The 25788-nt window shown below is 71.7% G+C and carries 26 protein-coding genes and 1 tRNA gene; 14 read left to right on the top strand and 13 right to left on the bottom strand.

Translation table 11 applies throughout. The features are described from left to right. Positions 1-597, top strand: a complete 597-nt coding sequence (locus QIT00_RS10185; RefSeq protein ID WP_282534838.1) for a TetR/AcrR family transcriptional regulator — start codon at positions 1-3, stop codon at positions 595-597. Between the two features lie 9 nt (positions 598-606). Here the strand turns inward: QIT00_RS10185 and QIT00_RS10180 are convergent, their stop codons facing one another. The 6 genes from QIT00_RS10180 to QIT00_RS10155 all read right to left on the bottom strand — a co-directional run bounded on the left by QIT00_RS10180 (position 607) and on the right by QIT00_RS10155 (position 5053). Continuing rightward, positions 607-1830 (bottom strand): acyl-CoA dehydrogenase family protein, encoded by a 1224-nt coding sequence (locus tag QIT00_RS10180; RefSeq protein WP_282534837.1) that lies wholly within the window; start codon positions 1828-1830, stop codon positions 607-609. Between the two features lie 6 nt (positions 1831-1836). Beyond that, entirely contained in the window at positions 1837-2859 is a 1023-nt protein-coding gene (locus tag QIT00_RS10175) for a phosphotransferase family protein (protein WP_282534836.1), read from the bottom strand. 223 nt (positions 2860-3082) lie between these two features. Next, positions 3083-3379: a hypothetical protein gene (locus tag QIT00_RS10170; protein WP_282534835.1), complete on the bottom strand. Its 297-nt coding sequence runs from the start codon at positions 3377-3379 to the stop codon at positions 3083-3085. 421 nt (positions 3380-3800) lie between these two features. After that, complete coding sequence (locus QIT00_RS10165) at positions 3801-4130, bottom strand: DUF202 domain-containing protein (RefSeq protein WP_282534834.1); 330 nt, start codon at positions 4128-4130, stop codon at positions 3801-3803. Next, on the bottom strand, positions 4127-4522 hold the full coding sequence (locus QIT00_RS10160; protein ID WP_282534833.1) for a YidH family protein: 396 nt from the start codon (positions 4520-4522) through the stop codon (positions 4127-4129). Before QIT00_RS10160 ends, QIT00_RS10165 begins: the two co-directional genes overlap by 4 nt. A gap of 24 nt (positions 4523-4546) precedes the next feature. After that, complete coding sequence (locus QIT00_RS10155; RefSeq protein ID WP_282534832.1) at positions 4547-5053, bottom strand: NUDIX hydrolase; 507 nt, start codon at positions 5051-5053, stop codon at positions 4547-4549. Positions 5054-5228: 175 nt separating this feature from the next. Between QIT00_RS10155 and QIT00_RS10150 the strand changes: the two genes are divergently transcribed. After that, positions 5229-6884: an FAD-binding dehydrogenase gene (locus tag QIT00_RS10150; protein ID WP_282534831.1), complete on the top strand. Its 1656-nt coding sequence runs from the start codon at positions 5229-5231 to the stop codon at positions 6882-6884. A 6-nt stretch (positions 6885-6890) separates the two neighbouring features. Here the strand turns inward: QIT00_RS10150 and QIT00_RS10145 are convergent, their stop codons facing one another. Further along, entirely contained in the window at positions 6891-7349 is a 459-nt protein-coding gene (locus tag QIT00_RS10145; protein WP_282534830.1) for an ASCH domain-containing protein, read from the bottom strand. A 290-nt stretch (positions 7350-7639) separates the two neighbouring features. Between QIT00_RS10145 and QIT00_RS10140 the strand changes: the two genes are divergently transcribed. The 4 genes from QIT00_RS10140 (at position 7640) to QIT00_RS10125 (ending at position 11635) form a co-directional block, all read left to right on the top strand. Beyond that, positions 7640-8590 (top strand): hypothetical protein, encoded by a 951-nt coding sequence (locus tag QIT00_RS10140; protein WP_282534829.1) that lies wholly within the window; start codon positions 7640-7642, stop codon positions 8588-8590. Positions 8591-8619: 29 nt separating this feature from the next. Further along, a complete protein-coding gene (locus QIT00_RS10135; RefSeq protein WP_282534828.1) occupies positions 8620-10176 on the top strand; it encodes an APC family permease in 1557 nt (518 codons plus the stop codon). A 201-nt stretch (positions 10177-10377) separates the two neighbouring features. Then, the gene (locus QIT00_RS10130) at positions 10378-11040 is read left to right on the top strand and encodes a molybdopterin-dependent oxidoreductase (RefSeq protein WP_282534935.1); all 663 of its coding nucleotides are present in this window, start codon (positions 10378-10380) and stop codon (positions 11038-11040) included. Then, the gene (locus QIT00_RS10125) at positions 10982-11635 is read left to right on the top strand and encodes a cytochrome b/b6 domain-containing protein (protein ID WP_282534827.1); all 654 of its coding nucleotides are present in this window, start codon (positions 10982-10984) and stop codon (positions 11633-11635) included. The genes QIT00_RS10130 and QIT00_RS10125 overlap by 59 nt, the downstream gene beginning before the upstream one ends. 50 nt (positions 11636-11685) lie before the next feature. Here the strand turns inward: QIT00_RS10125 and QIT00_RS10120 are convergent, their stop codons facing one another. Continuing rightward, positions 11686-12018 (bottom strand): YchJ family protein, encoded by a 333-nt coding sequence (locus QIT00_RS10120; protein WP_282534826.1) that lies wholly within the window; start codon positions 12016-12018, stop codon positions 11686-11688. 359 nt (positions 12019-12377) lie between these two features. Here QIT00_RS10120 and QIT00_RS10115 point away from each other — a divergent pair, with 359 nt between their 5' ends. Both QIT00_RS10115 and QIT00_RS10110 read left to right on the top strand, forming a co-directional pair. Next, on the top strand, positions 12378-13889 hold the full coding sequence (locus tag QIT00_RS10115; protein ID WP_282534825.1) for an NCS1 family nucleobase:cation symporter-1: 1512 nt from the start codon (positions 12378-12380) through the stop codon (positions 13887-13889). 62 nt (positions 13890-13951) lie between these two features. Further along, positions 13952-14674 (top strand): aspartate/glutamate racemase family protein, encoded by a 723-nt coding sequence (locus QIT00_RS10110; protein ID WP_282534824.1) that lies wholly within the window; start codon positions 13952-13954, stop codon positions 14672-14674. A gap of 151 nt (positions 14675-14825) precedes the next feature. On the opposite strand, the gene QIT00_RS10105 is transcribed toward QIT00_RS10110, so the two are convergent. Continuing rightward, positions 14826-14910 (bottom strand) — tRNA-Leu (locus QIT00_RS10105). Between the two features lie 222 nt (positions 14911-15132). Here QIT00_RS10105 and QIT00_RS10100 point away from each other — a divergent pair. The 3 genes from QIT00_RS10100 to QIT00_RS10090 all read left to right on the top strand — a co-directional run bounded on the left by QIT00_RS10100 (position 15133) and on the right by QIT00_RS10090 (position 17804). After that, positions 15133-16467: a M20/M25/M40 family metallo-hydrolase gene (locus QIT00_RS10100; protein WP_282534823.1), complete on the top strand. Its 1335-nt coding sequence runs from the start codon at positions 15133-15135 to the stop codon at positions 16465-16467. 221 nt (positions 16468-16688) lie between these two features. Then, positions 16689-16922 carry a chaplin ChpH gene (gene chpH, locus QIT00_RS10095; protein ID WP_282534822.1) on the top strand — a complete coding sequence of 78 codons (234 nt, stop codon included), beginning with the start codon at positions 16689-16691 and terminating at the stop codon, positions 16920-16922. Between the two features lie 141 nt (positions 16923-17063). Next, positions 17064-17804 (top strand): chaplin, encoded by a 741-nt coding sequence (locus QIT00_RS10090; RefSeq protein ID WP_282534821.1) that lies wholly within the window; start codon positions 17064-17066, stop codon positions 17802-17804. Positions 17805-17937: 133 nt separating this feature from the next. Here QIT00_RS10090 and QIT00_RS10085 read toward each other — a convergent pair whose 3' ends face one another. After that, positions 17938-18126, bottom strand: coding sequence for a DUF5703 family protein (locus QIT00_RS10085; protein ID WP_175410115.1), 189 nt, complete (start codon positions 18124-18126; stop codon positions 17938-17940). Between the two features lie 47 nt (positions 18127-18173). Between QIT00_RS10085 and QIT00_RS10080 the strand changes: the two genes are divergently transcribed. Beyond that, positions 18174-18884, top strand: coding sequence for a hypothetical protein (locus QIT00_RS10080; protein ID WP_282534820.1), 711 nt, complete (start codon positions 18174-18176; stop codon positions 18882-18884). 107 nt (positions 18885-18991) lie between these two features. Here QIT00_RS10080 and QIT00_RS10075 read toward each other — a convergent pair whose 3' ends face one another. Together QIT00_RS10075 and QIT00_RS10070 are read right to left on the bottom strand one after the other, a co-directional pair. Further along, positions 18992-21433, bottom strand: coding sequence for a helix-hairpin-helix domain-containing protein (locus QIT00_RS10075; protein WP_282534819.1), 2442 nt, complete (start codon positions 21431-21433; stop codon positions 18992-18994). Continuing rightward, on the bottom strand, positions 21430-22413 hold the full coding sequence (locus tag QIT00_RS10070; protein ID WP_282534818.1) for an aldo/keto reductase: 984 nt from the start codon (positions 22411-22413) through the stop codon (positions 21430-21432). The genes QIT00_RS10075 and QIT00_RS10070 overlap by 4 nt, the downstream gene beginning before the upstream one ends. A gap of 154 nt (positions 22414-22567) precedes the next feature. On the opposite strand from QIT00_RS10070, the gene QIT00_RS10065 reads away from it, so the two are divergent. Both QIT00_RS10065 and QIT00_RS10060 read left to right on the top strand, forming a co-directional pair. Continuing rightward, positions 22568-23623: an LLM class F420-dependent oxidoreductase gene (locus QIT00_RS10065; protein ID WP_282534817.1), complete on the top strand. Its 1056-nt coding sequence runs from the start codon at positions 22568-22570 to the stop codon at positions 23621-23623. A 360-nt stretch (positions 23624-23983) separates the two neighbouring features. Next, complete coding sequence (locus QIT00_RS10060) at positions 23984-24772, top strand: ferritin-like domain-containing protein (RefSeq protein ID WP_282534816.1); 789 nt, start codon at positions 23984-23986, stop codon at positions 24770-24772. 17 nt (positions 24773-24789) lie between these two features. Here the strand turns inward: QIT00_RS10060 and corA are convergent, their stop codons facing one another. Then, positions 24790-25782: a magnesium/cobalt transporter CorA gene (corA, locus tag QIT00_RS10055; protein WP_282534815.1), complete on the bottom strand. Its 993-nt coding sequence runs from the start codon at positions 25780-25782 to the stop codon at positions 24790-24792. Positions 25783-25788: the final 6 nt, after the last annotated feature.

Genomic DNA, 25788 nt, shown 5'->3' with positions numbered 1-25788 from the left:
ATGGCCAAGGTGACGGACTCCGATGCCGGCACGCCCGTCCCCCAACGGCTCCTGGCCGCCGCCACCCGGCTCTTCGCCGAGCAGGGCTACGACCGCACCTCCGTGCAGGAGATCGTCGAGGCGGCCGGCGTCACCAAGGGCGCCCTCTACCACTACTTCGGCTCCAAGGAAGACCTGCTCCAGGAGGTCTACGCGCGTGTGCTCCGCCTCCAGCAGGAGCGCCTCGACGCGTACGCGGACTCCGACGCACCCGTGGAGGAGCGGCTGCGGGACGCCGCCGCGGATGTCGTCGTCACCACCATCGACAACCTCGACGACGCCGCCATCTTCTTCCGCTCCATGCACCACCTGAGCCCGGAGAAGAACAAGCAGGTACGCGCCGAACGCCGCCGCTACCACGAACGGTTCCGCGCCCTGATCGAAGAAGGCCAGAAGGCCGGGGTGTTCTCCACCGCCACCCCGGCCGACCTCGTCGTGGACTACCACTTCGGCTCGGTCCACCACCTGTCGACGTGGTACCGGCCGGACGGCCCGCTCACACAGCAGCAGGTCGCCGATCACCTCGCCGACCTGCTGCTGCGCGCGCTGCGCCCCTGACTCCTCAGGTCACAGGTACTGCTTCAACTCCCGCCGAGCGAGGGACCGTTGATGCACCTCGTCCGGGCCGTCCGCGAGCATCAGCGTGCGCGCCCCGGCCCACAGCTCGGCCAGCGGGAAGTCCTGGCTGACACCGCCCGCGCCGTGCAGCTGCACCGCGCGGTCGATGATGTCGACGACCGTACGCGGAGTGGCGATCTTGATGGCCTGGATCTCGGTGTGCGCGCCCTTGTTGCCGACCGTGTCCATCAGCCAGGCCGTCTTCAGGACGAGGAGCCGCAACTGCTCCACGGCGACCCGCGCGTCCGCGATCCACTCGTGCACCACGCCCTGCTGCGCGAGCGGCTTGCCGAACGCCGTACGCGACACGGCCCGCTTGCACATCAGCTCGATGGCGCGCTCCGCCATGCCGATCAGGCGCATGCAGTGGTGGATACGGCCGGGGCCGAGCCGCGCCTGCGCGATCGCGAAGCCGCCGCCCTCCTCGCCGATCAGGTTCGAGGCGGGCACCCGCACCTGGTCGAAGACCACCTCGGCGTGGCCGCCGTGCCAGTGGTCCTCGTAGCCGTACACCGTCATGGCGCGCTTCACGGTGAGGCCCGGGGTGTCGCGCGGGACCAGGATCATCGACTGCTGCCGGCGTACGTCTTCGTTGTCCGGGTCGGTCTTGCCCATCACGATGAAGATCTTGCAGTCGGGGTTCATCGCCCCGGAGATGTACCACTTGCGCCCGGTGATGACGTATTCAGCGGGATTATCGGGGGCTCGCTCGATCCGCGTCTCGATGTTCGTCGCGTCCGACGAGGCCACCTCCGGCTCCGTCATCGCGAACGCCGACCGGATCTCACCGGCGAGCAGCGGCTCCAGCCACTGCTTCTTCTGCCGCTCGTCGCCGAACTGGGTGAGCACCTCCATGTTGCCGGTGTCTGGCGCCGCGCAGTTCAGCGCGGTCGGCGCCAACTGCGGGGCACGGCCGGTGATCTCGGCGAGCGGCGCGTACTGGAGATTGGTGAGCCCGGCCCCGTGCTCCGAGTCCGGCAAGAACAGATTCCACAATCCCTGCCGCCGCGCCTCCGCCTTCAGGTCCTCCACGATCTGCGGGACCTTCCAGGGCGAGTCGAGCCGCGCGTGCTGCTCGTGCAGCACCGGCTGCGCCGGGTACACGTACTCGTCCATGAAGGCGAGCAGCTTCGTGCGCAGCTCCTCGGTGCGGGCGTCGAATGCGAAGTCCATGGCGGATCAGCCTTCCTGAAGGGTGGTCAGGCCGTGCTCGATGAATTGCGGTACGAGCTCGCCGATACGGTCGAAACCGGGACCGACCGTCTGCCCGAGCGTGTACCGGTAGTGGATGCCCTCGAGGATCACGGCGAGCTTGAACCAGGCGAACGCCGTGTACCAGGAGACCGCCGACACGTCGCGCCCCGAGCGCGCGGCGTACCGCTCGATGAGCTCGCTCGCGTCCGGGTGGCCGGGAGCCGAAGCGGTCGTGGAGATGGGGGAGCCGGGAAGTTGGAGCCGCGCGCTGTACATCGCGAGCAGCCCGAGGTCGGTCAGCGGGTCGCCGAGCGTCGACATCTCCCAGTCCAGGATCGCGGTGATCTGCTCGCGGTCGTCGATCAGGACGTTGTCGAGCCGGTAGTCGCCGTGCACGACGGTGGCCGCGGGGGAGTTGGGCAGCTCCCTGCCGAGCGCCGCGTGCAGTTCGTCGACGCCCGCGAGGTCACGGTTGCGGGAGGCGTCCAACTGCTTCCCCCAGCGCCGCAGTTGGCGGTCGAGGAAGCCCTCGGGCCGGCCGAAGTCGCCGAGCCCCACGGCCTGCGGGTCCACGGCGTGCAGCTCGACCAGGGTGTCCACCAGGTTGAGGCAGGCGGCCCTGGTCCGCTCGGCCCCGATCGCCGCCAGCTCGCCCTCGGTGCGGTACGGCGTGCCCTCCACGAACTCCATGACGTAGAACGGCGAACCGATCACTGACTCGTCCTCGCACAGCAGCACCGCGTTCGGGACCGGCACCGCGGTGTCCCGCAGCGCGCTGATCACCCGGTGCTCGCGCTTCATGTCGTGCGCGGTCGCGAGGACGTGCCCGAGCGGCGGGCGGCGCACCACCCAGCGGTCGGCTCCGTCGGTCACCGCGTACGTGAGGTTCGAGCGGCCGCCCTCGATCAGCCGTCCTTCGAGGGGGCCGCGCACGAGTCCGGGGTGCACACGGTCGAGGTGGCCGCGCAGTGCGTCGAGGTCGAGGCCCGGTGGCTGGTCTGAGGCCATGCTGTAGCTCCCTGTGTGTTTGACTCCAGGAGCATCATGCCGACCAGTCGGTATGCCGTCTACCCTGTGGGCCGAAAGTGATCGGACTCTCGTCCGGAAGGGCGAGGTGCCCAGCCGCTGAGCGTGCGGGGGCCGCCGCACGAGAACCCCCGCCCACCGCACCCTCTCGGCAGAGCCTGCCAGTCGGGGCGGGAGCGGGGGAAGTACGGCTCGGGGGTGCTGCTCAGTGGTCGTCCCAGTGGCCTTCGTGCTCGGCGTGCCGGTGTCCGTCGTGCACGTAGTCGACGTGGTCGCCGTGCGGGACGGCCTGGTGGCCGCAGCCCTCGCCGTGCTGGTGCTCGTGCCCCTCGTGGGCCTGATGCCCGGCGGGCTCGCACTCGTCCCAGTGGCCCTCGTGCTCGCGGTGCAGATGGCCGTCGTGCGCGTAGTCGATGTGGTCGCCGTGCGTGACCGACGGGTGCCCGCAGCCCTCGCCGTGCGTGTGCTCGTGGGTCGGGTGCTCCAGGTGGAGGGTGGTCATGCTGCTCACCTTCGGTGTTCCGGGGGTGGATGACAGCACCAGGCTAGACCCGTATGTCGGATTCATCCGGTTGTGGTGGTGGGGATGGCAGGGGTGGCGGGGGCGTCCGGGTGTGCGGTGGAGGGTGCGTCCCGGTGTGCGGTGGCGCGCGCGGAAGGGCGCGCTCCGTCCGCGCGCTCAGCGCACCACGGCCGCGCTCGGCGCTCGGTGTACGGCGGCTCGGACTCGGTGCTCGGTGCGCCACGGCCGCGCTCGGCACGCGGCGACTCGGGCTCGTTGCGCGGTGCACCACGGCCGTGCTCGGCACGCGGCGACTCGGACTGGGACTCGGTGCTCGGCGCGCCACCGCCGTGCTCGGCGACTGGGGCTCGGTGCTCGGCGCACTAAGACCGCGCTCGCGCTCGGCGCTCGGCGCTCGGCCTCAGCGCACCACGGCCACCGCGAAGACCGCGAGCCCTACCGTGCAGCCCGCCGCCCCCAGTGCCGTACCCCACCGCATCGACACCGGCCGGGCACTCACCAGGGCGTGGATCCGCCGGTTGGCGACCACCACGAACACCAGCCACAGGACCAGCGAGAACCCGGTGGCGGCAAGGGCGAGCGGGCTCGCCCCGCCGTGCAGCGCCTGCTTGCCCGCGAGCACGGCGGCCACCGTGCAGGACAACGTCGTACGCCGCCACGCGAGTCGGGTCCGCTCCGGCTGAAGTCCCGGATCCCGCTCGGGAGTTGCCGGGGGTACGGGGTGACTCACCCCTCGGCCCAGCCGAAGAGCACGACCACCACCATCGCGAGGGCGACGAGCCCCACCGCGAGCGCGAGCAGCGCAGGGAACCGGGACACCGGCAGGTCCTCGCCGCGCCGCATCGCCAGCTCGCACCGCATCCAGTGGTTGACGGCCCGCAGCGCGCACAGCACACCCACTACGAGCAGCGCGAGGGCCAGCGCGATCCGCCAGCCCCAGGACAGGTCCGGCAGGAACTGGTCGACCGCGAAGCCGCCGCCCACAAGGGCGAGCGCCGTACGGATCCAGGCGAGGAAGGTCCGCTCGTTGGCCAGCGAGAAGCGGTAGTCCGGCGTCTCGCCCTCTTCCCGCACCCGCGCGGGGGCGAACCACAGCCGCAGCGACTCCACGAACCCGATCACGCCCCGCACCCTACCGGCGCCCGATCACCGCGCACGCCAGGCCCTCAGCCGCTCGTACGCGGCCAGTCCGTCGGGCACCCACTCCCACTCGCCGAGCCGGCGCTGCAGGTCGTCCTCGGGCAGGAACGCGTGCCATTCGACCTCCTCGACCTGCGGGGACACCGGAAGTTCGCAGCGCACCTCGTAGACGTACGACCACCAGGTGTGCTCGTCCCTCTCGTACAGGAACTTGAACAGCGGGAGGGGCTGCGGGAGTCCGGAGACGCCAAGCTCCTCCTCGGCCTCGCGCAGCGCCGCCGTGTCGTACGCCTCGCCCGCGCCGACGACGCCGCCCACGAACATGTCGTACATCGACGGGAAGACCAGCTTCGTCGGCGTACGGCGGTGCACGAAGACGCGGTCCTTCGCGTCCCGGGCGAGGATGAAGACGCAGCGGTGGCGCAGGCCCTTCGCGTAGGCCTCGCCGCGCGGCGCGGTGCCCACGACGCGGTCCTGCTCGTCCACGATGTCGAGGATCTCGTCAGCACTCATGCGGCCCATCCAACCCGCGCCGCACCAGGCACGTCCAACACAGCGGTTGACGCCCCGCACATGTGTCCCGAAGATCTAACCCATGGGTAACCCATAACCCTTAACCCATCCCTGAGTTCCCTGCCCGACCCCCGTGCCCTCTCCCCGGAGCGCACCGCCGACAGGACGGATGACCATGGCGTACGACGCTGATGTGATCGTGATCGGGGCGGGCCTCGCCGGTCTCGTGGCCACCGCCGAACTCGTGGACGCGGGACGGAAGGTGATCCTCCTCGACCAGGAACCCGAGCAGTCCATCGGCGGGCAGGCGCACTGGTCCTTCGGCGGGCTGTTCTTCGTCGACTCCCCGGAGCAGCGGCGGATGCGGATCAAGGACAGCCACGCCCTCGCCCTCCAGGACTGGATGGGCACCGCCGCCTTCGACCGCGAGGAGGACCACTGGCCGCGCAAGTGGGCCGAGGCCTATGTGGACTTCGCGGCGGGCGAGAAGCGCTCCTGGCTGCACGCGCAGGGCGTGCGGTTCTTCCCTGTCGTCGGCTGGGCCGAGCGCGGCGGGTACGACGCGACCGGGCACGGCAACTCGGTGCCCCGGTTCCACATCACCTGGGGGACCGGGCCCGGTCTCGTCGCCCCGTTCGAGCGGCGCGTGCGCGAAGGGGTGGCGCGCGGCCTGGTCGACCTGCGGTTCCGGCACCGCGTGACCGGCCTCGGCCGCAGCGCGGGCGCCGTCGACACCGTGAGCGGCGAGGTGCTCGAACCGTCCGACATCGAGCGCGGCCAGGAGTCCGGCCGCACCGTCACCGGTCTCTTCGAGCTCAAGGCCCAGGCGGTGATCGTCACTTCGGGCGGCATCGGCGGCAACCACGAGCTGGTCCGCGCCAACTGGCCCGAGCGCCTCGGCCGCCCGCCGGCCAGGATGCTCTCCGGGGTGCCCGCGCACGTCGACGGACTGATGATCGGCATCGCGGAGGACGCGGGCGGCCATGTCGTCAACCGCGACCGGATGTGGCACTACACCGAGGGCATCGAGAACTGGAACCCGATCTGGAACAGGCACGGCATCCGCATCCTGCCCGGACCGTCCTCCCTCTGGCTGGACGCCCGCGGCAAGCGCCTCCCAGTGCCGCTCTTCCCCGGCTTCGACACCCTCGGCACCCTCGACCACATCATGCACAGCGGCCACGACCACACTTGGTTCGTGCTCAACAAGCGCATCATCGGCAAGGAGTTCACCCTCTCCGGCTCCGAGCAGAACCCGGACCTGACGGGCAAGTCCGTACGCGACGTGATCGGGCGCGCGCGGGCCGACGTGCCGGGACCGGTGAAGGCGTTCATGGACCACGGCGACGACTTCATCGTGGAGAACGACCTGGCCGCGCTCGTCCGCCGCATGAACGCGCTCACCGACGAGCCGCTGATCGACGAGGCGGAGCTGCGCCGCGAGATCACCGCCCGCGACCGGGAGATCGCCAACCCCTTCACCAAGGACCTGCAGATCACCGCGATGCGCGGCTCCCGCAAGTTCCTTGGCGACAAGCTGATCCGCACCGCGTCCCCGCACCGCATCCTCGACCCGAAAGCGGGCCCGCTCGTCGCCGTACGCCTGAACATCCTCACCCGCAAGTCCCTGGGCGGCCTGGAGACCGACCTGACCTCGCGCGTGCTCACGGACGGCGGCGACCCCCTGCCCGGGATGTACGCGGCGGGGGAGGCGGCCGGGTTCGGCGGTGGCGGCGTGCACGGCTATCGCTCCCTCGAAGGCACGTTCCTCGGCGGCTGCATCTTCTCCGGCCGCGCGGCGGGGCGGGCCGCGGGTCGGGCGGTGGGGTAGGGGGCGTCAGCTCTGGTCGTCCGTGACCATGCGGAAGCGTTCGGCGACGACGAGCGTGGTGTCGTCGACCGTGAACTCCGGGTCGTCGAGCGCGGCCCGCATCTCCGGGGAGTGCCAGAACTTCTCGTGCTCCACCCGCCATTCCGCCACCGACGTGTACCCCTCGCCCTCGTCCAGGGCGTGCCGCAGGTCGATCTCGGCGAGCGGCATGACCTGCGCTCCGGTGGTCTCGACGACCGCGACGGGCCGGTCGTCGGAGTCGATCAGCGCATAGCGGTTCCCGGGTCTGGGCAGGGGCTCGCCCTCCAGCTCGTACTCCACCAGCAAGCCCGTCGTCGATGTCTTCTCGCCCGAGAGCACCGCCGCGACCAGGGTGTCCCGGAGCGGTCCGGGGAAGCCCAGGGCCAGGGGCGGCAGGCTGTCGGAGCCAGGGATCGGCTCGGTCCGCTTCGGATTCTCACTCATGGTCTGCTCCCTTTCGCTCGGCTTGGGCGACGGTGGCCCGTTCGTTCCCACTGCCGCCGAGACTACGACCCCCCACTGACAATCGCCCCACCACCCCAATTCACCCTGTGGACAAGCAAGTTGGCGAATCGATTCCTCCCGGCCCGGCCTTGACGGAAGAGACCCCTGCCGCTTAGCTGTCCGTGATCATCCGGTCTGCGGTGCGTGATCGCCGCGGGCTCACGACCACAGGCCCGCAGCAGCCGTCCACACCCTCCGCTTGACCACCGTGATGGGAAGGACTCACCGAGGTGTCCCCACCGCCTCCTCCGCTCGGGCGCGCCCGCAAGCGCGCCACGTACGACTTCGACCCCGCCCTCGACGACACCGAACTGACCGCCGCCCGCGCCGCGTTGGAACGCGGCCGCTGGGCCGACACGCGTGCCCTGCTCGCCGCCACCGGCCCCGACTGGGACCGCAGAGGCCACCGCCTCGTCGTCCTCGGCCAGTCACCCGCCACGCGCGCGTGGGCGCAGGAGTGGCGGCTCGTCGAGCCGGAGAGCGCGGACGCCGCGGCCCTGTTCGCCTGCGCCTCGGTCTGGCGTGCCCTGCGCGGCAAGGAGCGCCCCGAGAGCGCGCAGGACGCCTGCCGCGCCGCCGCCTCGCTCGCCCCCGACGACCCCACCCCGTGGCTCGCCCTGCTGCTCCTGGCCCGCACCCTCGGCTCGGAGGAGGACGTGGTCCGCCTCTTCGACGAGGTCCGCCACCGCCACCCGCAGCACCACCACGCCCACCACCTCATGGTCGGCCGCCTCGCCGAGCGCCGCGCCGACCTGGGCCAGGACCCGCTGCACGAGGTGTACGACTTCGCCTCCTGGGCCGTCGACCAGGCGCCGCCCGACTCCCCGCTCGCGATCCTCCCGGTCGTCGCGCACGCCGAGCGCTACCGCGTCCTCGCCGGTGCCGCCCGCGCCGGGTCCCCGCCGGAGCGCTCGGGCCACTGGTCCGGACGTCTGGCGCGCCTCGTCCTGAAGGGCGCGTTCGACTGGTGGCTGGAGTGGGGCGGCGACCGGCATCCGCGCGGCCGTATCGACCTCAACTTCCTTGCCCACGCCAAGTTCTGCGAGGGCCGCGCGGCCGAAGCGGCGGCCCTGTTCCACCGCATCGGCCGAAGCGCGACCGAAGCCCCCTGGTCGTACCCCGGGCGCGACCCGGCACAGGCCTTCGGCGCGGCCCGCAACGCGGCCCTCGGCGCCGCATGAACCCGACCCCGAAAGGACCCGACCCCACCATGTCGACGGGCAGTTCGAGCACAGCGAACGTCAGCGCCACCGCGCGTGACGGCCGGATCAACACCTACAAGGGCGAGGAGCGCGCCCTGCGCGCCGACCGGCTCGGCACGGCGGGCCTGCTGCTCTCCGTCCTCGCCGCCAGCGCGCCCCTGATGGTCGTGGCCGGTGTCATGCCCACCACGTTCGGCGTGATGGGCATGGTCGGACAGCCGCTGCTCTTCGTCATCCTCGGCCTGGTCCTGGCGCTCTTCAGTGTCGGATACGCCGAGATGAGCCGGCACGTCCACAACGCCGGCGCCTTCTACGCGTACATCTCCCGCGGCCTCGGCGGCACCGCCGGTGCGGGCGCCTCCCTTGTGGCCCTGGTCGCGTACAGCGCCATGCAGGTCGGCATCTACGGCATCTTCGGCTTCGAGGTCTCCACCCTCTTCGCCACCTACCTGGACATCCAACTGGCCTGGTGGATACCGGCGTTGGCGGCCGTCGCACTCGTCGCCGCACTCGCCTGGCTGAAGATCGACCTCAACGCGCGCGTGCTGGGCGTTCTGCTGCTCATCGAGTGCCTCCTGGTCGTCGTCTTCGACGTGGCGGCGGTCGCCGAGCCCGCCGCCTCCGGGCTCGCGCTCACCGCGTTCGACCCGGACTCCCTCACCGGCGCGGGCTTCGGCACGGCTCTCTGCTTCTGCATCGCCGCGTTCGTCGGCTTCGAACAGGCGCCGGTGTACGCGGAGGAGACCAGCAGGCCGCAGGTGGTCGTCGCCCGTGTGATGTTCCTGGCGGTGGGCTTCGCCGCGCTGTTCTTCGCGGTCAGCTCGTGGGCGCTGACGGTGGCGGCCGGTCCGTCCGGGATCGTCGACGCGGCCCGCGAGCAGGGCCCCGGCCTGCTGTTCGGCCTCACCGAGGACCGCCTGGGCACCGGCTTCACGGACGTCCTGCACATCCTCTTCGTCACCGGGATGTTCGCGGCGATGCTCAGCTTCCACAACGTCGTCGCGCGGTACGCCTTCGCCATGGGCCGCGAGGGGCTGCTGCCCGCCGCGTTCGGCCGTACCAACAAGGCGAGCGGGGCGCCCGGTTCGGGCTCACTCCTCCAGACGGTGATCTCGGTGACCGTCGTCGCGGCCTTCGCCGTCACCGACGACAAGCCCATCGGCGACCCGACCGTTCCGGTGCTGCGGCTGTTCACATGGATGGGCAACGTCGGCGCCCTCGGCATCATCGCCCTCATGGCCGCCGCCTCCCTCGCGGTGATCGTCTTCTTCGCCCGCCGCGGCGCCGCCCGCGCCCAGGCCTGGCGGCTGGTCGCCGCGGCCCTCTCGGGCCTGGCGCTCCTGGTGATCGCCGGGTACACGGTGAAGGACTTCGACGTCCTCGTCGGCGCGGGCCCCGGCTCCGCCCTCGCGTGGGTGCTGCCGGGCGTGATCGGCCTCGCGGCGGTCGTCGGCCTGGTGCACGGCGCGGTCCTGCGCGCCCGGCGCCCGGAGGCGCACGCCCGCATCGGCCTGGGCAACGAGGCGTTCCAGCTGGAGCAGGCGACACAGCGCACGCCCACGTAGGGCCGCACCGCAAGAGATGACGAAACCCTGACGACGCCCCGAGCCCCCTGGTCCGACCGCGTCCCGAGTGCTGAACTCGGGGATGTGAACCCCACCCCGCCAGACGGCGTCCGCGACCGGTCCGACGACGTCCGCGACGGGTCCGAAGACGTCCGCGACCGGTCCGACGACGCCTCAGGCGCCCCCGTCGGCCGCCGCGTCGTGCTCGGCATGCTCGGTCTGGGCGCGGCCGGAGTCGCCGCCGCCCCGCTCCTGCAGCGCGGAGTCGAGGCGCTGGCCCGGCAGGACCCGACCGGCCTGACCGACGTCCTGCCCGCGGGCGGCACCTTCCGGTACTACTCCGTGACCGCGTCCGTACCGTCGAAGAACGACCGCACGTACCGCCTGCGCGTGGACGGCCTCGTCGACCGCCCGAGCACGTACACACTGGCCGGGCTGCGCGCCGAACCGCAGACCCGGATCGTGCGCGACGTGCAGTGCGTGACGGGCTGGCGGGTCCCCGAGACCCCCTTCGAGGGCGTACGGCTGTCCCGGCTCCTGGACGCCGCCGGGGTCCGCCCCGAGGCCCGCGCCGTCCGCTTCACCTGCTTCGACGGCGCGTACAGCGAGAGCCTCACCCTCGAACAGGCCCGCAGGGACGACGTGTTGGTGGCCCTGCGCATGCAGGACAAGCCGGTCAGCCACGAACACGGCGGGCCGGTACGCCTGTATGTCGCGCCCATGTACTTCTACAAGTCGGCCAAGTGGCTCTCCGGCATCACCGTCACCGAGGACGTCCGGCCCGGATACTGGGAGGAGCGAGGCTATGACGTCGACGCCTGGGTCGGCCGTTCCAACGGCCGCGACGACGCCCCGACCACCTGAACAGGCCGTACGCGAAGGCCGGTTCAGCCCGGCCGAACGCTGGGCGCACGGCGCGACCGCCGCCCTGATGCTGCTCTGCATCGCCTCGGCGGCCTGCCTCTACATCCCCGCGCTCGCCCAGCTCGTCGGCCGCCGCGCCCTGGTCGTCACCGTGCACGAGTGGACGGGCCTGCTGCTGCCCGTGCCGCTCCTCGCCGCCCTCGCCTCCCGCGCGCTCCGCGCCGACCTGCGCCGCCTCGACCGCTTCGGCCCGCACGACCGCCACTGGCTGCGGGCCGCGCTCCGCCGCGAGCGCCGGCCGCGCCCGCAGGGCAAGTTCAACGCGGGCCAGAAGCTGTACGCGGCGTGGATCGCGGGCGCGGTCCTGGTGATGCTCGGCACCGGCCTCCTGATGTGGTTCACCGGCCTGGCCCCGCTCGCCGTACGCACCGGGGCGACCTTCGTGCACGACTGGCTGGCCCTCGCGGTCGCGATCGTGGTGGCCGGGCACATTGGCATGGCCCTGAGCATGTGGTCCCAGCGGAGCGCGATGCGGCAATACCCTGAGATGCGGCAACTCCCTGAGAGCGGGCGAGACTTCAAGGACCCGGCCTAGCCGCTTCCCGGTCTTCGCGGGTCCGCGGGTACCCCCAGCCCGGCGCCCCGCTACTCGTACACATCCCCGTCCACGTACACCCACGCCCCGTCGAGCCGCTCGAACCGGCTGCGCTCGTGCAGCGCGCCCGCCCGGCCGCCGTCGACGTACCGGGCCCGGAACGTGACCGTGCCCGTGCTGTGGAACGCGCTGCCCTCCGCGCTGTCCAGGATCTCCAGGCCCGTCCAGCGCATCGACCCGCCGGCCTCGAAGCCGATCCGCGGCGGACGGGTGCGCGGATGCCAGGTCCGCAGCAGGTACGCCTCGTCCTCGACGGCGAACGCCGCGTACCGGGAGCGCATCAGCTCCTCCGGAGTGGCCGCGACGGCCTTTCCGGAGTGCAATCTTCCGCAGCATTCCGCGTAGGCGAGCGGCTGTCCGCAAGGGCACGGTGAGGTCGTACGAGGGACATGCCGCTCATTGTGCCGTGCCTGCGGCGAGGCGGCTCGGGCGACGTGTGGGCAGGTCACCCCTTGTGTCTCAGCAAGATTTGGTATCCCATTTACCCAGCGGTTCCAGCCCCGGTTTGAGGCTCCTGCCGCAGGCTCCGGCCTTGATCGCCCCCCGTTCACCTGTGGTTTTCTCCCGCGAACCTCTTGACCGGTATGCGAAACCGGTCGTAGCGTCCTGGCTCACCTGCTTCGAAAAACTGATTCCGTATACCGGAACTCCCGGATGTCGGAACTCCCGGAAGGTGACTGGTGTGACCACAGCACAGGACGCATCGCACACAGGAGAGTCGTCTCCGGACGCCTCGCAGGCGACCGCGACGGGCACCAGTACCCGGCTCTACAGCCCGGACCTCGCGCCCACGAAGAAGGAAGGCCGCAACTGGAGCGGCTACAGCGTCTTCACCCTCTGGGCCAACGACGTGCACAGCCTCGGCAACTACGCCTTCGCCCTGGGTCTGTTCGCCCTCGGGCTCGGCGTCTGGGACATCCTCGCGGCGTTCCTGCTCGCCTCGCTCTTCCTGTTCGGCCTGCTCACCCTCTCCGGCTACATGGGTTCCAAGACCGGCGTCCCGTTCCCGGTCATGAGCCGCATCGCCTTCGGCGTCAAAGGAGCCCAGCTCCCCGCCATGATCCGCGGCGGCGTCGCCATCGCCTGGTTCGGCATCCAGACCTATCTGGCGGCGACCGTGCTCTCCGCACTGCTCAAGGCGCTGATCCCGAGCCTCGCGAGCTGGGAGCAGACCTCCGTGCTCGGCCTCTCCGCGCTCGGCTGGGTCTCGTTCCTCGGCCTGTGGGTCATCCAGGTCCTGATCGTCAGCTTCGGCATGGACGCCATCCGCAAGTACGTCGAGCTCGCCGCGCCCGCCGTCCTCATCACGATGCTCGCCCTCGCCGTGTGGATGTTCGCCAAGGCCGACATGTCCATCGCCATGGACGCCGGCAACGCCTTCACCGGCGCCGACCGCTGGCTGCACATCCTTCAGGCCGCCGCGCTCTGGGTCGTCATCTACGGCACGTTCGTGCTCAATTTCTGCGACTTCACGCGCTCCGCGAAGAGCAACCGCTCGATCAACATCGGCAACCTCGTCGGCATCCCCGTGAACATGCTGTTCTTCGCCGGCATCGTGGTCGTCCTCAGCGGCGCGCAGTTCAAGCTCGACGGCCGGGTCGTCACCAGCGCCTCCGACATCGTGCAGACGATCCCGAACACGTTCCTGCTGGTCCTCGCCTCGCTCGCGCTGATCGTCCTGACCGTCGCGGTCAACCTGATGGCCAACTTCGTCGCGCCCGTCTACACCCTGGTCAACCTCTTCCCGCGCAAGCTCAACTTCCGCCGCGCGGGCGTCGTCAGCGCCTCGATCGGGCTTGTCATCCTGCCCTGGAACCTCTACAACAACCCGGTCGTCGTCAACTACTTCCTCGGCGGACTCGGCGCGCTCCTCGGCCCGGTCTTCGGCATCGTCATGGCCGACTACTGGCTGATCCGCAAGACCCGCGTGCACGTCCCGCACCTCTACACCGAGCACCCCGAGGCCACGTACGCGTACCGCAAGGGCATCAACCCCCGCGCCGTCGGAGCGTTCGTCCCGGCCGCCGCCGTCGCCGTGGTCATCGCGCTCGTCCCGGCCTTCAAGGGCATCTCCGGCTTCTCCTGGTTCATCGGCGCCCTGCTCGCCGCCCTGCTCTTCGTCGTCCTGCCGGGCCGCCCCGGGGTTCCCGAGGAGGACGTCGACGGCGAGGACATCGCCGTACCGAGCGTCTGAGCGGAAGACCGCCGCACCCGTCCCACCCGCACCCTCACGCGAGAAAACAGGAACACCACCCCATGCGACTCCTGGTCGTCAACGTCAACACCACCGAAACGATGACGAAGAGCATCGGTGAGCAAGCCGCGAGCGTCGCCGCCCCCGGCACCGAGATCGTCCCGCTCACCCCGGCCTTCGGCGCAGACTCCGTCGAGGGCAACTACGAGAGCCACCTGGCCGCCATCGCGGTCATGGAGACCGTCCGCGCCTACCCGGAGCCCTTCGACGCGGTGATCCAGGCCGGCTACGGCGAGCACGGCCGCGAGGGCCTGCAGGAACTGCTCGACGTCCCCGTCGTCGACATCACCGAGGCCGCCGCCTCGACGGCCCAGTTCCTCGGCCGTACGTACTCCGTCGTCACCACCCTCGACCGGGCCGTCCCCCTGATCGAGGACCGCCTCGCCCTCGCCGGCCTCGCCGACCGCTGCGCCTCCGTCCGCGCCAGCGGCATGGCCGTCCTCGACCTGGAGCGCGACCCCGCCGCCGCCGTGGAGGCGATCGTGGAGGAGTCCGCCCGCGCCGTCGAGCAGGACCGCGCGGAGGTCATCTGCCTGGGCTGCGGCGGCATGTCGGGCCTCGGCGAACGCGTCGTCGAGCGCACCGGCGTCCCGGTCGTCGACGGCGTCGCGGCGGCCGTGACGATCGCCGAGTCCCTGGTCCGCCTCGGCCTGAGGACCTCCAAGGTCCGGACGTACGCGCCTCCCCGCCCGAAGCACTTCAAGGCGTGGCCCCCGGGCAACTGACCGCCTCCACGAACCCCGCCCCGACCGGTGCGCCCCGAGCCCGGCCGGGGCGGACGTGTGTCCGGCGCCGAACCGGCCGCGCCCGTACGGGAGTTGAGCCGCCGCCCAACGAAAAGATCCCCGGCTCCAGTGGAGCCGGGGATCTTCGCTGTGTCCGAGGGGGGACTTGAACCCCCACGCCCGATAAAGGGCACTAGCACCTCAAGCTAGCGCGTCTGCCATTCCGCCACCCGGACCGGTGACCCGCGGTTTCCCGCGGCGACGTGGAAAACCATAGCAAACATTCGGGGTGCCCTGATCACACCCCCGGCCCACTCCCGGCCCACCCCCGGCCCATCCCTGCCCCACCCCCGCCCGGCCATGAACGGCGCATTGCGGGCGGTGCCCTGCCTTGGGGCGAGCGGGGTCGGCGCGCGAGGATGTGAGGGACCAGCAGCGGCAACTCGGGAGGAAGCAGCGTGAGCGAGTCGAGCAGGGGCGAGAAGGCACCGTCGGTCTCCGGCGAGGACGAGGTCGTCGACCTCTGCCGGGACCTGATCCGTATCGACACCAGCAACTACGGCGACCACTCGGGGCCGGGCGAGCGCAAGGCCGCCGAGTACGTGGCGGAGAAGCTCGCCGAGGTCGGCCTCGAACCGAAGATCTTCGAGTCCCACCAGGGCCGTGCCTCGACCGTCGCCCGCATCGAGGGCGAGGACCCGTCCAAGCCCGCGCTGCTGATCCACGGCCACACCGACGTCGTACCGGCCAACGCGCAGGACTGGACCCACCACCCCTTCTCCGGCGAGATCGCCGACGGCTGTGTCTGGGGCCGGGGCGCGGTCGACATGAAGGACATGGACGCGATGACCCTCGCGGTCGTACGCGACCGGCTGCGCAGCGGCCGCAAGCCCCCGCGCGACATCGTGCTCGCCTTCCTCGCGGACGAGGAGGCCGGCGGTACGTACGGAGCGCGCTACCTCGTCGACCAGCACCCGGACCTCTTCGAGGGCGTCACCGAGGCGATCGGCGAGGTCGGCGGCTTCTCCTTCACCGTGAACGAGAACCTCCGCCTCTACCTCGTCGAGACCGCCCAGAAGGGCATGCACTGGATGCGGCTCACCGTGGACGGCACGGCGGGCCACGGCTCCATGACCAATACCGACAACGCCATCACCGAACTCTGCGAGGCCGTCGGCCGCCTCGGCCGGCACAACTGGCCGATCCGCGTCACCAAGACCGTCCGCTCCTTCCTCGACGAGCTCTCCGACGCCCTCGGCACCGAGCTCGACCCGGAGAACATGGACGAGACGCTCGCCAAGCTCGGCGGCATCGCCAAGATGGTCGGCGCGACGCTGAAGAACTCCGCCGCCCCCACCATGCTCGGCGCGGGCTACAAGGTGAACGTCATCCCCGGCCAGGCCACCGCCCACGTCGATGGCCGCTTCCTGCCCGGCTACGAGCAGGAGTTCCTGGCCGACCTCGACCGCCTCCTCGGCCCGCGCGTGCAGCGCGAGGACGTGCACGCCGACAAGGCCCTGGAGACCGACTTCGACGGCAAGCTCGTCGACGCCATGCAGAGCGCCCTCAAGGCGGAGGACCCGATCGCGCGGGCCGTGCCGTACATGCTCTCCGGCGGAACCGACGCCAAGTCCTTCGACGACCTCGGTATCCGCTGCTTCGGCTTCGCGCCGCTGCAGCTGCCGCCGGAGCTGGACTTCGCGGGCATGTTCCACGGCGTGGACGAGCGGGTTCCGGTGGACGGCCTCAAGTTCGGCGTGCGCGTCCTCGACCGGTTCATCGACGCTTCGTGATGCCTCGTGATGCCTCGTGACGTCTCGTGATGCCTTCGTGACGTCTCGTGACGCCTCCTGGCGCCCTCCGGAAGGCGTCGCGCTCGCGTCAAGAATCGTCTGCGTGTGCGCAGTTGACTGAAACGGGTGAATGGGGCTGTTCGGTCGTAGCCCCCGTCACCTCTCCTCGTTACAGGTGATGCAGTCCGCGGCTGGGACTGCATTGCCAACAAGGAGGAATAATGATCAAGAAGGTCGTCGCTGCTGCGGCTGCCACCGGTGGTCTGGTGCTCGCCGGCGCGGGTATCGCCGTCGCCGACGCCGGTGCTCAGGGCGCTGCCGTCAAGTCCCCGGGCGTGGTCTCGGGCAACGTGATCCAGGTGCCCGTGCACGTGCCGGTGAACGCGTGCGGCAACACGGTCTCCGTGATCGGGCTGCTGAACCCCACCTTCGGCAACACCTGCATCAACAAGTGATCTGTATGTGCCTCACCCCTTGAGGGGTTGAGTCCGTGGCCCCGGAGTGTGCGCCATGCGCTCCGGGGCTGTTGGGCATTCGGCGCACGTTCCGCTGTGGGGCGTGCGCGTTCCCAGTAGTTCCAAGACAGGGAAGTACCTATGCGACAGGTCACGCGTAAAGGCCTGATCACCGTGGCGGCCGCGTCCGGCGTCCTCGCCGTCACCGGCTACGCACACGCCGACTCGGGCGCCAAGGGCGGCGCCCATGGGTCGCCCGGCGTCGCCTCCGGGAACAGCGTTCAGGCACCGATCGAGGTGCCGGTCAACGTCTGCGGCAACACCGTGAACGTCGTCGGCCTCCTCAACCCGGCGGCCGGCAACGACTGCAGCAACTCCTCCAAGCGAGGCGGCAGTTCGTCCGACCACGGCCGCGGTTCCGGCAAGGGCGGCGGTTACGGCGAGGGCGGCAGCGGTTCCGAGCACGGATCGGGCGGCGGAGCGACCGCCGAAGGTGTCACCTCCGGCTCACCCGGCGTGCTCTCCGGCAACAACGTCCAGGCCCCCGTCGAGGCGCCGGTCAACGCCTGCGGGAACGGCGTCTCGGTTGTCGGTGCTCTCAACCCCACCCTGGGCAACGACTGCGGCAACGGGGAGGTCGCGCCTCCGGACAAGGAGGTTCCCGAGGTCCCCGTCAAGCCGCAGGACCCCCGCGACCCGGTCGCGGAGGAGCCCGGCAAGCCGCCGAACGAGCCGAAGACCCAGCTCGTGAAGCCGGTCGAGGAGACCGAGGTACTCGCGCAGACCGGCAGTGAGCTGCCGCTCGGTGTGGCGGTTCCGGTGGGTGCGGGCATGCTGCTCGCCGGCACCGTGCTGTACCGCAGGGCCCGCGTGCGCGCCTGACGCCCCCGGGAGCACGACGACGGAGTGGGCGCCGTCAAGGACGGCACCCACTCCGTTCGCATGTCCGGCGGCCTTACGTCAGGCAGCTCCTTGCGCCATGCACCTCAGGTCCGGCGGCTCCTGCCCAGCGGCCTCACCAGGTGGCGCGCACCTGCCGGATGATCCGGCGGCGCAACCGCACCTTTCGGCTGCCGTCCCTGCGCAGGCTCAGTCGGTCCAACTCCCAGTGTCCGTACTCCGCGTGGTCCGTCAGTAGTCGCGTCGCTTCCTTGCGGGACACCCCGCGCGGCACATACACATCGACAAATTCGTATTCCGGCATCGCATCTATTGTGCGGGCAGCGCCCCGGTACGGATAGCGTCTGCACTATGTCTGATGCTGCGCAGCCCACAGCTGCCGAGGTACGTGCCGCCGCCGAGGCGGTCAAGGCCGCGCTCGACGCCCACCTGGCGGCCGTCGAGCGGAGGTCGGGGGAGGACGACTCGGGCGTCCATGAGGCGTTCAACCAGCTGGCCGCGGCGGCGGAGGTGTACGACGAACTGCTCTACGACGCCTACGACGAGGTCACACCCTTCGAGATCCCGGGCGCGGAGGACGGCCTGCCGCCGTACACCGGGCCGGAGGAGCCGAACGCGGTGAGCGTGCTGATCCGCCGGGACTACACCGTGATCGAGCCGCAGCGGCTGCGGGCACAGGCACAGCGCGTCGCGGATCTGGACACCGACACCGCCGCGGGCGAGCCCTCGGCCGCCGGGGTCGTGGGCCACAGCGTGCACGCCGCGCTCGGTGTGCTCTTCGGCGAGTTCGAACCAGACGAAATCGCCTCGCGGCACAAGGAGTTCGGCCTGGAGGAGGGCGACTCCACGCTGTGGGTGGCGGCCGCGGACGAGCCGGCCGAACCGGGGGAGTGGCTGGACGCGCCGTTCGAGCAGGCCGACCCGCAGCAGATCGTGTGCCGCTTCGACGTCAGCTCGGTCTTCGACGAGGACCTGGACGACGACGTGGACGAAACCCGCCCCGCAGCAGGCCGCGGCAGAGCCGCCCGTACGACATCGCAGGAGGTCGACGGGCTCGCCTGAGGCCGACGCCGGGCGTCCTCACCGCGCCTGGCATCTCACCGCCTGCCGTCGGTCACGGCCGGGCGCCCGACGGGTTCTTCCCGTCGGGCGCCCCCGTGCGTGCGGGGTCAGGCGTCCTGGGCCGGTGTGGCCTCGGGCGCGGGGACCTGCGTACGCAACAGCGTCTGCAGCCGGGTCGTACGCGGCTTCGCCGGGCGCTCCGCCACGGCGCGCGGGAGGGCCTGCTCCACGCCGTGCACCACCGACAGATGCCGCTCGCCCCGCCCGAACGCGGTGTAGACCCACGCTCTGGTCAGCCCCTGGGCCGCGTCACCGGGCAGGACGACGACGGCTGCGGGCCAGCGCTGTCCGACGGCCTGCTGAGCGGTCAGCGCCCAGCCGTGCCGTACGGCCTGCTCCACCCGGTCCTTGCGGACGACGAGCGGTCTGCCCTCGCACTCCACGTGCAGCCCGTCCGCGTCGGCCCGGACCACCTGGCCGAGGACGGTGCGGCCGGGCGCCGGGGAGTACGCGATCCGGTCGCCGGGGTCGAAGCCGCCGAAGCGGCCGGGGCCGGGGTTGAGCCGCTCCTTCAGCGCGGCGTTCAGCGCGCGGGTGCCCGCGGCGCCGCCGTGGCCCACGGTGATCACCTGCGTGGCGCCGGCGGGCAGGCCGAAGGCGCGGGGCACCGACTCGGCGACGAGCTGCACCGTACGGTGCACGGCCTCGCCCGCGTCCCGCACCGGGACGATCACAACTTCCTTGTCCGGCGCGGCCACTTGGTTCAGCTCGCCGATGCCGATGCCGGAGACCAGCTCGCCGATCGGGCCCTCGTCCGGGACGCGCGAGACCACCACGGGGCAGACGCGGGCGCCGAGGAGATCGGCGAAGACCCGCCCCGGGCCCGCCGACCACAGCGTCCCCGGATCGCCGCTCAGCACGAGCCGGGCACCGTCGGGCAGCGACTCCACGAGCATCGCCGCGCCCTCGACGTCCAGCTGCGGGGCGTCGAGCAGCACGAGCAGGTCAAGGTCGAACGCGCCCTCGGCGTCCCGGCCGGGGCCCTCCGCGCCGGAGAGCAACTCGGCGACGGTCACGGCGGCGCCTGCCGCGGTGCCGCCCGGCGTGGACCCGCCCGGCGTGGACCCGGCCTCCGCGGACCCGGCCCCCGCGGACCCGGCCCCCGCGGACCCGGGTGCCGCACCGGTTCGTGCGGCGATGGCCTGCCGGAACGTCCTCTTCCCGTACGGGGTGTGGGAGGCGGCGCAGACCCGGAGTCCGGCGGCTGCGGCGGCGGCCACCAGGGCGGCGGGCTCGGCGCGGGCCTCCTCGCCTCCGGTGTGCAGGACGAGGCTGGAGCCCGCGACGGCACGGATCAGCTCGGCCGTCGAACCGCGAGCGGAACCGGCCGCCGCGAGCAGGGCGGACTGCTGCGGACTCTCCTCCTTGGCAAGGGAGTTGAGCACCCTGGCCAGGCCGTCGGCGAGGCTCTCCTCCGCCATGGCGTAGCGCTCGAGGCCGACGAGGACACGGACCGGGCGCTCCTGCTCTTCCGCCTCCTCGCCCTCGCCCTCGACCTCGCGCTCGGGTGCTGCGGCGGCGGGGGCGGGCGGGCCGCCCGGGGCGCTCTCCAGGGCGTCCTGGAAGACCAGCAGGTCACCCTCGGCGATCGCGCTCTGGACGGCGGCGTCGGCGTCCGCCACGCCGTACCGCCCGAGCGTGGATTCGAGCGCCGGGGCGTCCAGAGCGGTGTGGCCGGCGACGGCCGCCTGCTCCAGGAGCCAGACGGCGACCGCGCGGTCGCGGCGCTCGTCGTCCGGACGGCAGGCGTCGCCGAGCAGGGCGCGGGCGAAGCCGTCGGCCTGCTCCGGGCGCACGCCCGTGACCCGGAGGAGCTGCCAGGGGTCCTCGCGCAGCACGGCCTCGGCGCCGTCGCCCAGGGCCGTGGCCGTCTGCTCGGCGAGCACGGCGGGAGCACCGCCTTCGGTGAGGACCGCGCGGACCGCGTCCACGGCCTCGGCGGCGGGGCCCGCGGGGGTGCTCACCGGCGCCGGGCGCTCGGGCCCGCGGACCGGCTCGGGGGCCGGGCGGCGGGGTGCGGACTCGGGCTCGAAGACCGCTCCGGCCGGCTTCTCGCCGCTCTCCACGGCGCGGACGGCGGCCAGGAGGTCGGCCGCCGTGCCGCTGAGTTTCGTGCCGCTCTCGATCGGGGCGTCCCGCTCGGCCTTGCGCCGCTCGATCCGCTCCCTGAGCTCCCGCTGGGCGGTCAACTCGGCCTCGGCTTCGGAGGGTTGGGCGGCGGCTTCCTCCTCGGTGCCGTCGGTGCCGTCGGTGCCGTCGGTGCCGTCGGCGGAGGACTCCGCAACGTCCTCCCCAGCGCCGTCCTCGACGCCGTCCGAGCCCTCCGCGCCGCCCCCGCCGGGGGCCGCCCCGCCGGGGGCCGCCCCGCCGGGGGCCGCCCCGCCGGGGGCCGCGGCGTCCTCCGTGGGCGTCTCGGGCAGGGCGTCCTCCGCGGCCGGCTCGGGGGTGGTGCTGCCGGTCTCGTCCGGGGCGGCGGACTCCGTACTCACAGGGTGCTCCAGTCCTGGTCGGGGTAGCGGTGCACGGGCGCCGACACGTCGTCGAGAGCCCGGCAGATCTCGTCAGGAAGACTAAGGCTCTCCACTGACAACGCGGCCGTGAGCTGCTGTGCGTTGCGCGCGCCCACGATCGGCGCGGCCACCCCCGGCCGGTCGCGCACCCACGCGAGGGCCACCTGCAGCGGTGTGGCCGCGAGGCCGTCCGCCGCCGTCGCCACCGCGTCCACCACCCGGCCCGCCGCCTCGTCGAGATACGGCTCCACGAAGGGCGCCAACTGCTCGGAGGCGCCCCGCGAGTCGGCGGGCGTGGAGTGGCGGTACTTGCCGGTGAGCACGCCCCGGCCGAGCGGCGAGGAGGGCAGCAGACCGACGCCCAGGTCGAGCGCGGCCGGCAGCACCTCCCGCTCCACACCGCGCTGCAGCAGCGAGTACTCCATCTGCGTACTGGCCAGGCGGGTGCGCGCGCCCGGGGCCGCGAGCTGCCAGGTGGCGGCCTTGGCGAGCTGCCAGCCGCAGAAGTTGGACACCCCGGCGTAGCGGGCGCGGCCGCTGGAGACCGCGATGTCCAGGGCCTGCAAGGTCTCCTCCAGGGGCGTCGACGCGTCGAAGGCGTGCACCTGCCACAGGTCGACGTAGTCCGTGCCGAGCCGCTGGAGCGAGGCGTCCAGGGCAGCGAGCAGATGGCCGCGCGAACCGTCGAAGCGGCGCTCCGGATCGGGGACGCTGCCCGCCTTGGTGGCGATGACCAGGTCACGCCGGGGCACCAATCCCTCGACGAGCTGCCCCAGGACGTACTCCGCCTCGCCCCCGCCGTACACGTCCGCCGTGTCGACGAGCGTGCCGCCCGCCTCCCAGAAGACCTTCAACTGGTGGGCGGCGTCGTGCTCGTCGGTGTCACGGCCCCAGGTGAGGGTGCCGAGGCCGATCCTGGACACGCGCAGGCCGGTGCGGCCGAGATGCCTCTGCTCCATGGGCGCTGAGGTTACTGCTCACGTGCCGAACCCGGGTGGGCCTGTGGATAACCCTTCGCCGGAGCCCGTGGAGAACCACCCGCTGACGGATCGCACCACGGCGCGCTAGAGTCCGGACAACAGGCACGTTACTCATGGGTAAGGGGTTCGGCGCATGCGACTCGGGATCAACCTCGGCTACTGGGGCGCCGGGATGGACGCGGACAATCTCGCCGTCGCCAAGGAGGCGGACAAGCTCGGCTACTCGGTCTGCTGGGCGGCCGAGGCGTACGGCTCGGACGCGGCGACCGTGCTCTCCTGGGTCGCCGCCCAGACGGAGCGCATCGACGTCGGCTCCGCGATCTTCCAGATCCCGGCCCGGCAGCCGGCGATGACCGCCATGACGGCGGCCACCCTCGACTCCCTCTCCGGCGGCCGCTTCCGCCTCGGCCTCGGCGTATCCGGACCGCAGGTCTCCGAGGGCTGGTACGGCGTGAAGTTCGACAAGCCGCTGGCCCGCACCCGCGAGTACGTCGACATCGTCCGCAAGGCGATGAGCCGCGAGCGTCTCTCGTACGAAGGTGAGCACTGGACGCTGCCGCTGCCGGACGGCCCCGGCAAGCCGATCAAGCTCACCGTGCATCCGGCCCGCGAGCACATCCCGGTCTACATCGCGGCCATCGGCCCGAAGAACCTGGAGCAGACCGGCGAGATCGCCGAGGGCGCGCTGCTGATCTTTCCCGCCGCCGAGCACATCGAGGACACCGCGCTCAAGCACATCCGCGCGGGCCGCGAGAAGGCCGGGCTGACGATGGACGGCTTCGACGTGTGCCCGACGCTGCCGCTCGCGCTCGGCGACGACGGCGCTGTGGGCGCCCTCGCCGACACCTTCCGCCCGTACACCGCGCTCTACGTCGGCGGCATGGGCAGCCGCAAGCAGAACTTCTACAACCAGCTCGCGCAGCGCATGGGGTACGAGAAGGAAGCCGCCGAGATCCAGGACAAGTACCTGTCCGGCGACAAGGACGGCGCGGCCGCCGCCGTGCCGCAGCAGCTGATCGACTCCACCACGCTGCTCGGCTCCGTGGAGCGGATCGCCGACCGCATGCAGGCCTACGCGGAGGCCGGAGTGACGACGCTGACCCTCGCACCGGCCGGCTTCACGCTCGACGAGCGGCTGGCCGCGCTGCGCGCGGGCACCGAGGCGCTGGAGCGGGCCGGACTGGCCTGAGGCGGGGGATTTCCGGAGTCCGGAGCGTTAGGGAGTGCTCCGGTAGGCGTTCGGGAGGCGTCGTGGAGGCGTCGGGGAAGCGCCGGGGAAGTCTCTACGGCCGTGGTGGGGGCTCGGGGGGTCTTCCCCGCCACGGCCGTTACTGCGTACAACGCCGCACAAGCCGGTCGGTTACGCCTCCGACGGGCTCTGGCGGGCGGTGGCGGGCTCTGCCGCGGTCCGCTGACGGGCTCCGGGGAGTCCTGCCTGCCCGCCCGCTCTCCAGGCGCACGAACCATCTCGAGTTGCCCGCCGCCTCGCACCGCATTTGACTCGTTCTTCGCGGGGTCACTTCGCGGGCGCCCCCAGGAGGTGGCAGTGATGCTTTCGGCCAAGAGCCTGTTCTCCGAGATCCTCGACGACGACGAGGCGTTCCGGCTGTTCTGCTCCATCGCGGCCGGCGGCGAGTCTCAGGGGGGCTGGGAGAACGGCCGGATCGCCGCGCTGGTACCGGAGAGTCAACGCGACCTCGCCCCCAGGATCAGCAGGCACGGGGCGGACGAGGACAAGCACGGGCGGATCTTCAACGCCCTCCTGAAGAAGCGCCGCCTCGAACCCTGCGAGGTCCCGCCGGAGACCGACTACACCATGCTCCTGGAGCGGAACGGCATCGGCCTCGCGCATGAACAGCTGAGGGCGGAGCGGCCGCTCGGCGACCGGGACATCATCAGGTACCTCGCCCACAGCCGCGTCACCGAACAGCGCGCCTCCGAGCAGATGGACCTGCTCCGCAGACACTTCGCCGACCACCCCGACATCGGCCGCGCCGTCAAGATGATCTCCCACGACGAGGACAACCATCTCGCGTACTGCCACGAGGAGTTGCTGCGGTTCGCGTACGCCGGGCACGGCCGGGAGATCCAGCGGATCCTGCACGAGTCCGCGCACGCCGAGATCCGCGTCTACCGCGATGTGAGCCTCGCCGTCATGTCCCACATGGGCCGCATCCTCGGCTGGCCCCGCCCCAAGGCGGCCCTGCTCGCGGCCGGTATCCACGCCGTCCACGCCTACGAGCGGGGCGGCGGGTGGCGGCGGATGGTGTCCCTGAGGATGCCGGAGCGGCGCAACGCCCTTGGCGAGCCCGCGACTTCGGCCCCCGAGTACGCCTAGCGGGACCCTGTGACGGGTTACAGCCAGCCGCGGCGTTTGAACAGCCGGTAGAGCCCGTACACCGCACCCGCCATGAGCGCCACCACGGCCGGGTAGCCCCAGGCGTGCTTCAGTTCCGGCATGTGCTCGAAGTTCATGCCGTACACGCCCGCGACCATCGTCGGGACGGCGGCCATGGCGGCCCACGCGGAGATCTTGCGCATGTCGTCGTTCTGCCGCACCCCGGTCTGCGCCAGGTGCGCGGAGAGGACATCGGAGACGAGGCGGTCCAGTCCCTCGACGCTCTCGTTGGCGCGGGTCAGATGGTCGGCGACGTCGCGGAAGAACGGCTGCGACTCCTCGTGCACGAACGGCACGGCCGCGCCCGCGAGCCGGGTCATCGGGGCCGCCAACGGCATGGTGGCGCGGCGGAACCCGAGAACCTGGCGCTTGAAGTTGTAGATGCGGCCCGCTGTGTGCCGGGTGTCGCCGCCGGTCGGCTCGAAGACCTCCGCCTCCAGACCCTCCAGATCCAGGTGCAGTTCGGCGGCCACGTCGATGTAGTGGTCCACCACGGCGTCGCTCACCGCGTAGAGCACCGCCGTCGGCCCCTGCCGCAGTACCTTCGGGTCCGCCTCCAGGCGCTTGCGTACGGCCGCGAGCGGTGCGCCTTCGCCGTGCCGCACCGTCACCACGAACGCGTCCCCGACGAAGAGCATCAGCTCGCCCGAGCTGATGCTGTCCGCCGCCTCGTCGTAGACGATCGGCTTCAGGACCATGAACAGCGAGTCGTCGTACACCTCCAGCTTCGGCCGCTGGTGCGCCTTGAGGGCGTCCTCGACGGCCAGCGGGTGCAGGCCGAACTCGTCCGAGACGTGGTCGAACTCCCGCTCCGTCGGCTCGTGCAGGCCGACCCACAGGAACGCGTCCCCGCCGGCCCTGGCCTCCGCGAGGGCCGTCGAGAAGTCCTCCGGGCCCTCGGCGCGGCGGCCGTCGCGATAGATGGCGCAGTCCACGATCATTGCGGGCATTCTCCC

The sequence above is a fragment of the Streptomyces luteolus genome, from assembly GCF_029968015.1.
Classification (GTDB): Bacteria; Actinomycetota; Actinomycetes; order Streptomycetales; family Streptomycetaceae; genus Streptomyces; species Streptomyces luteolus.
Note: the sequence above shows the minus strand (reverse complement) of the source record. Positions and strands in the feature narration are given on the sequence as shown.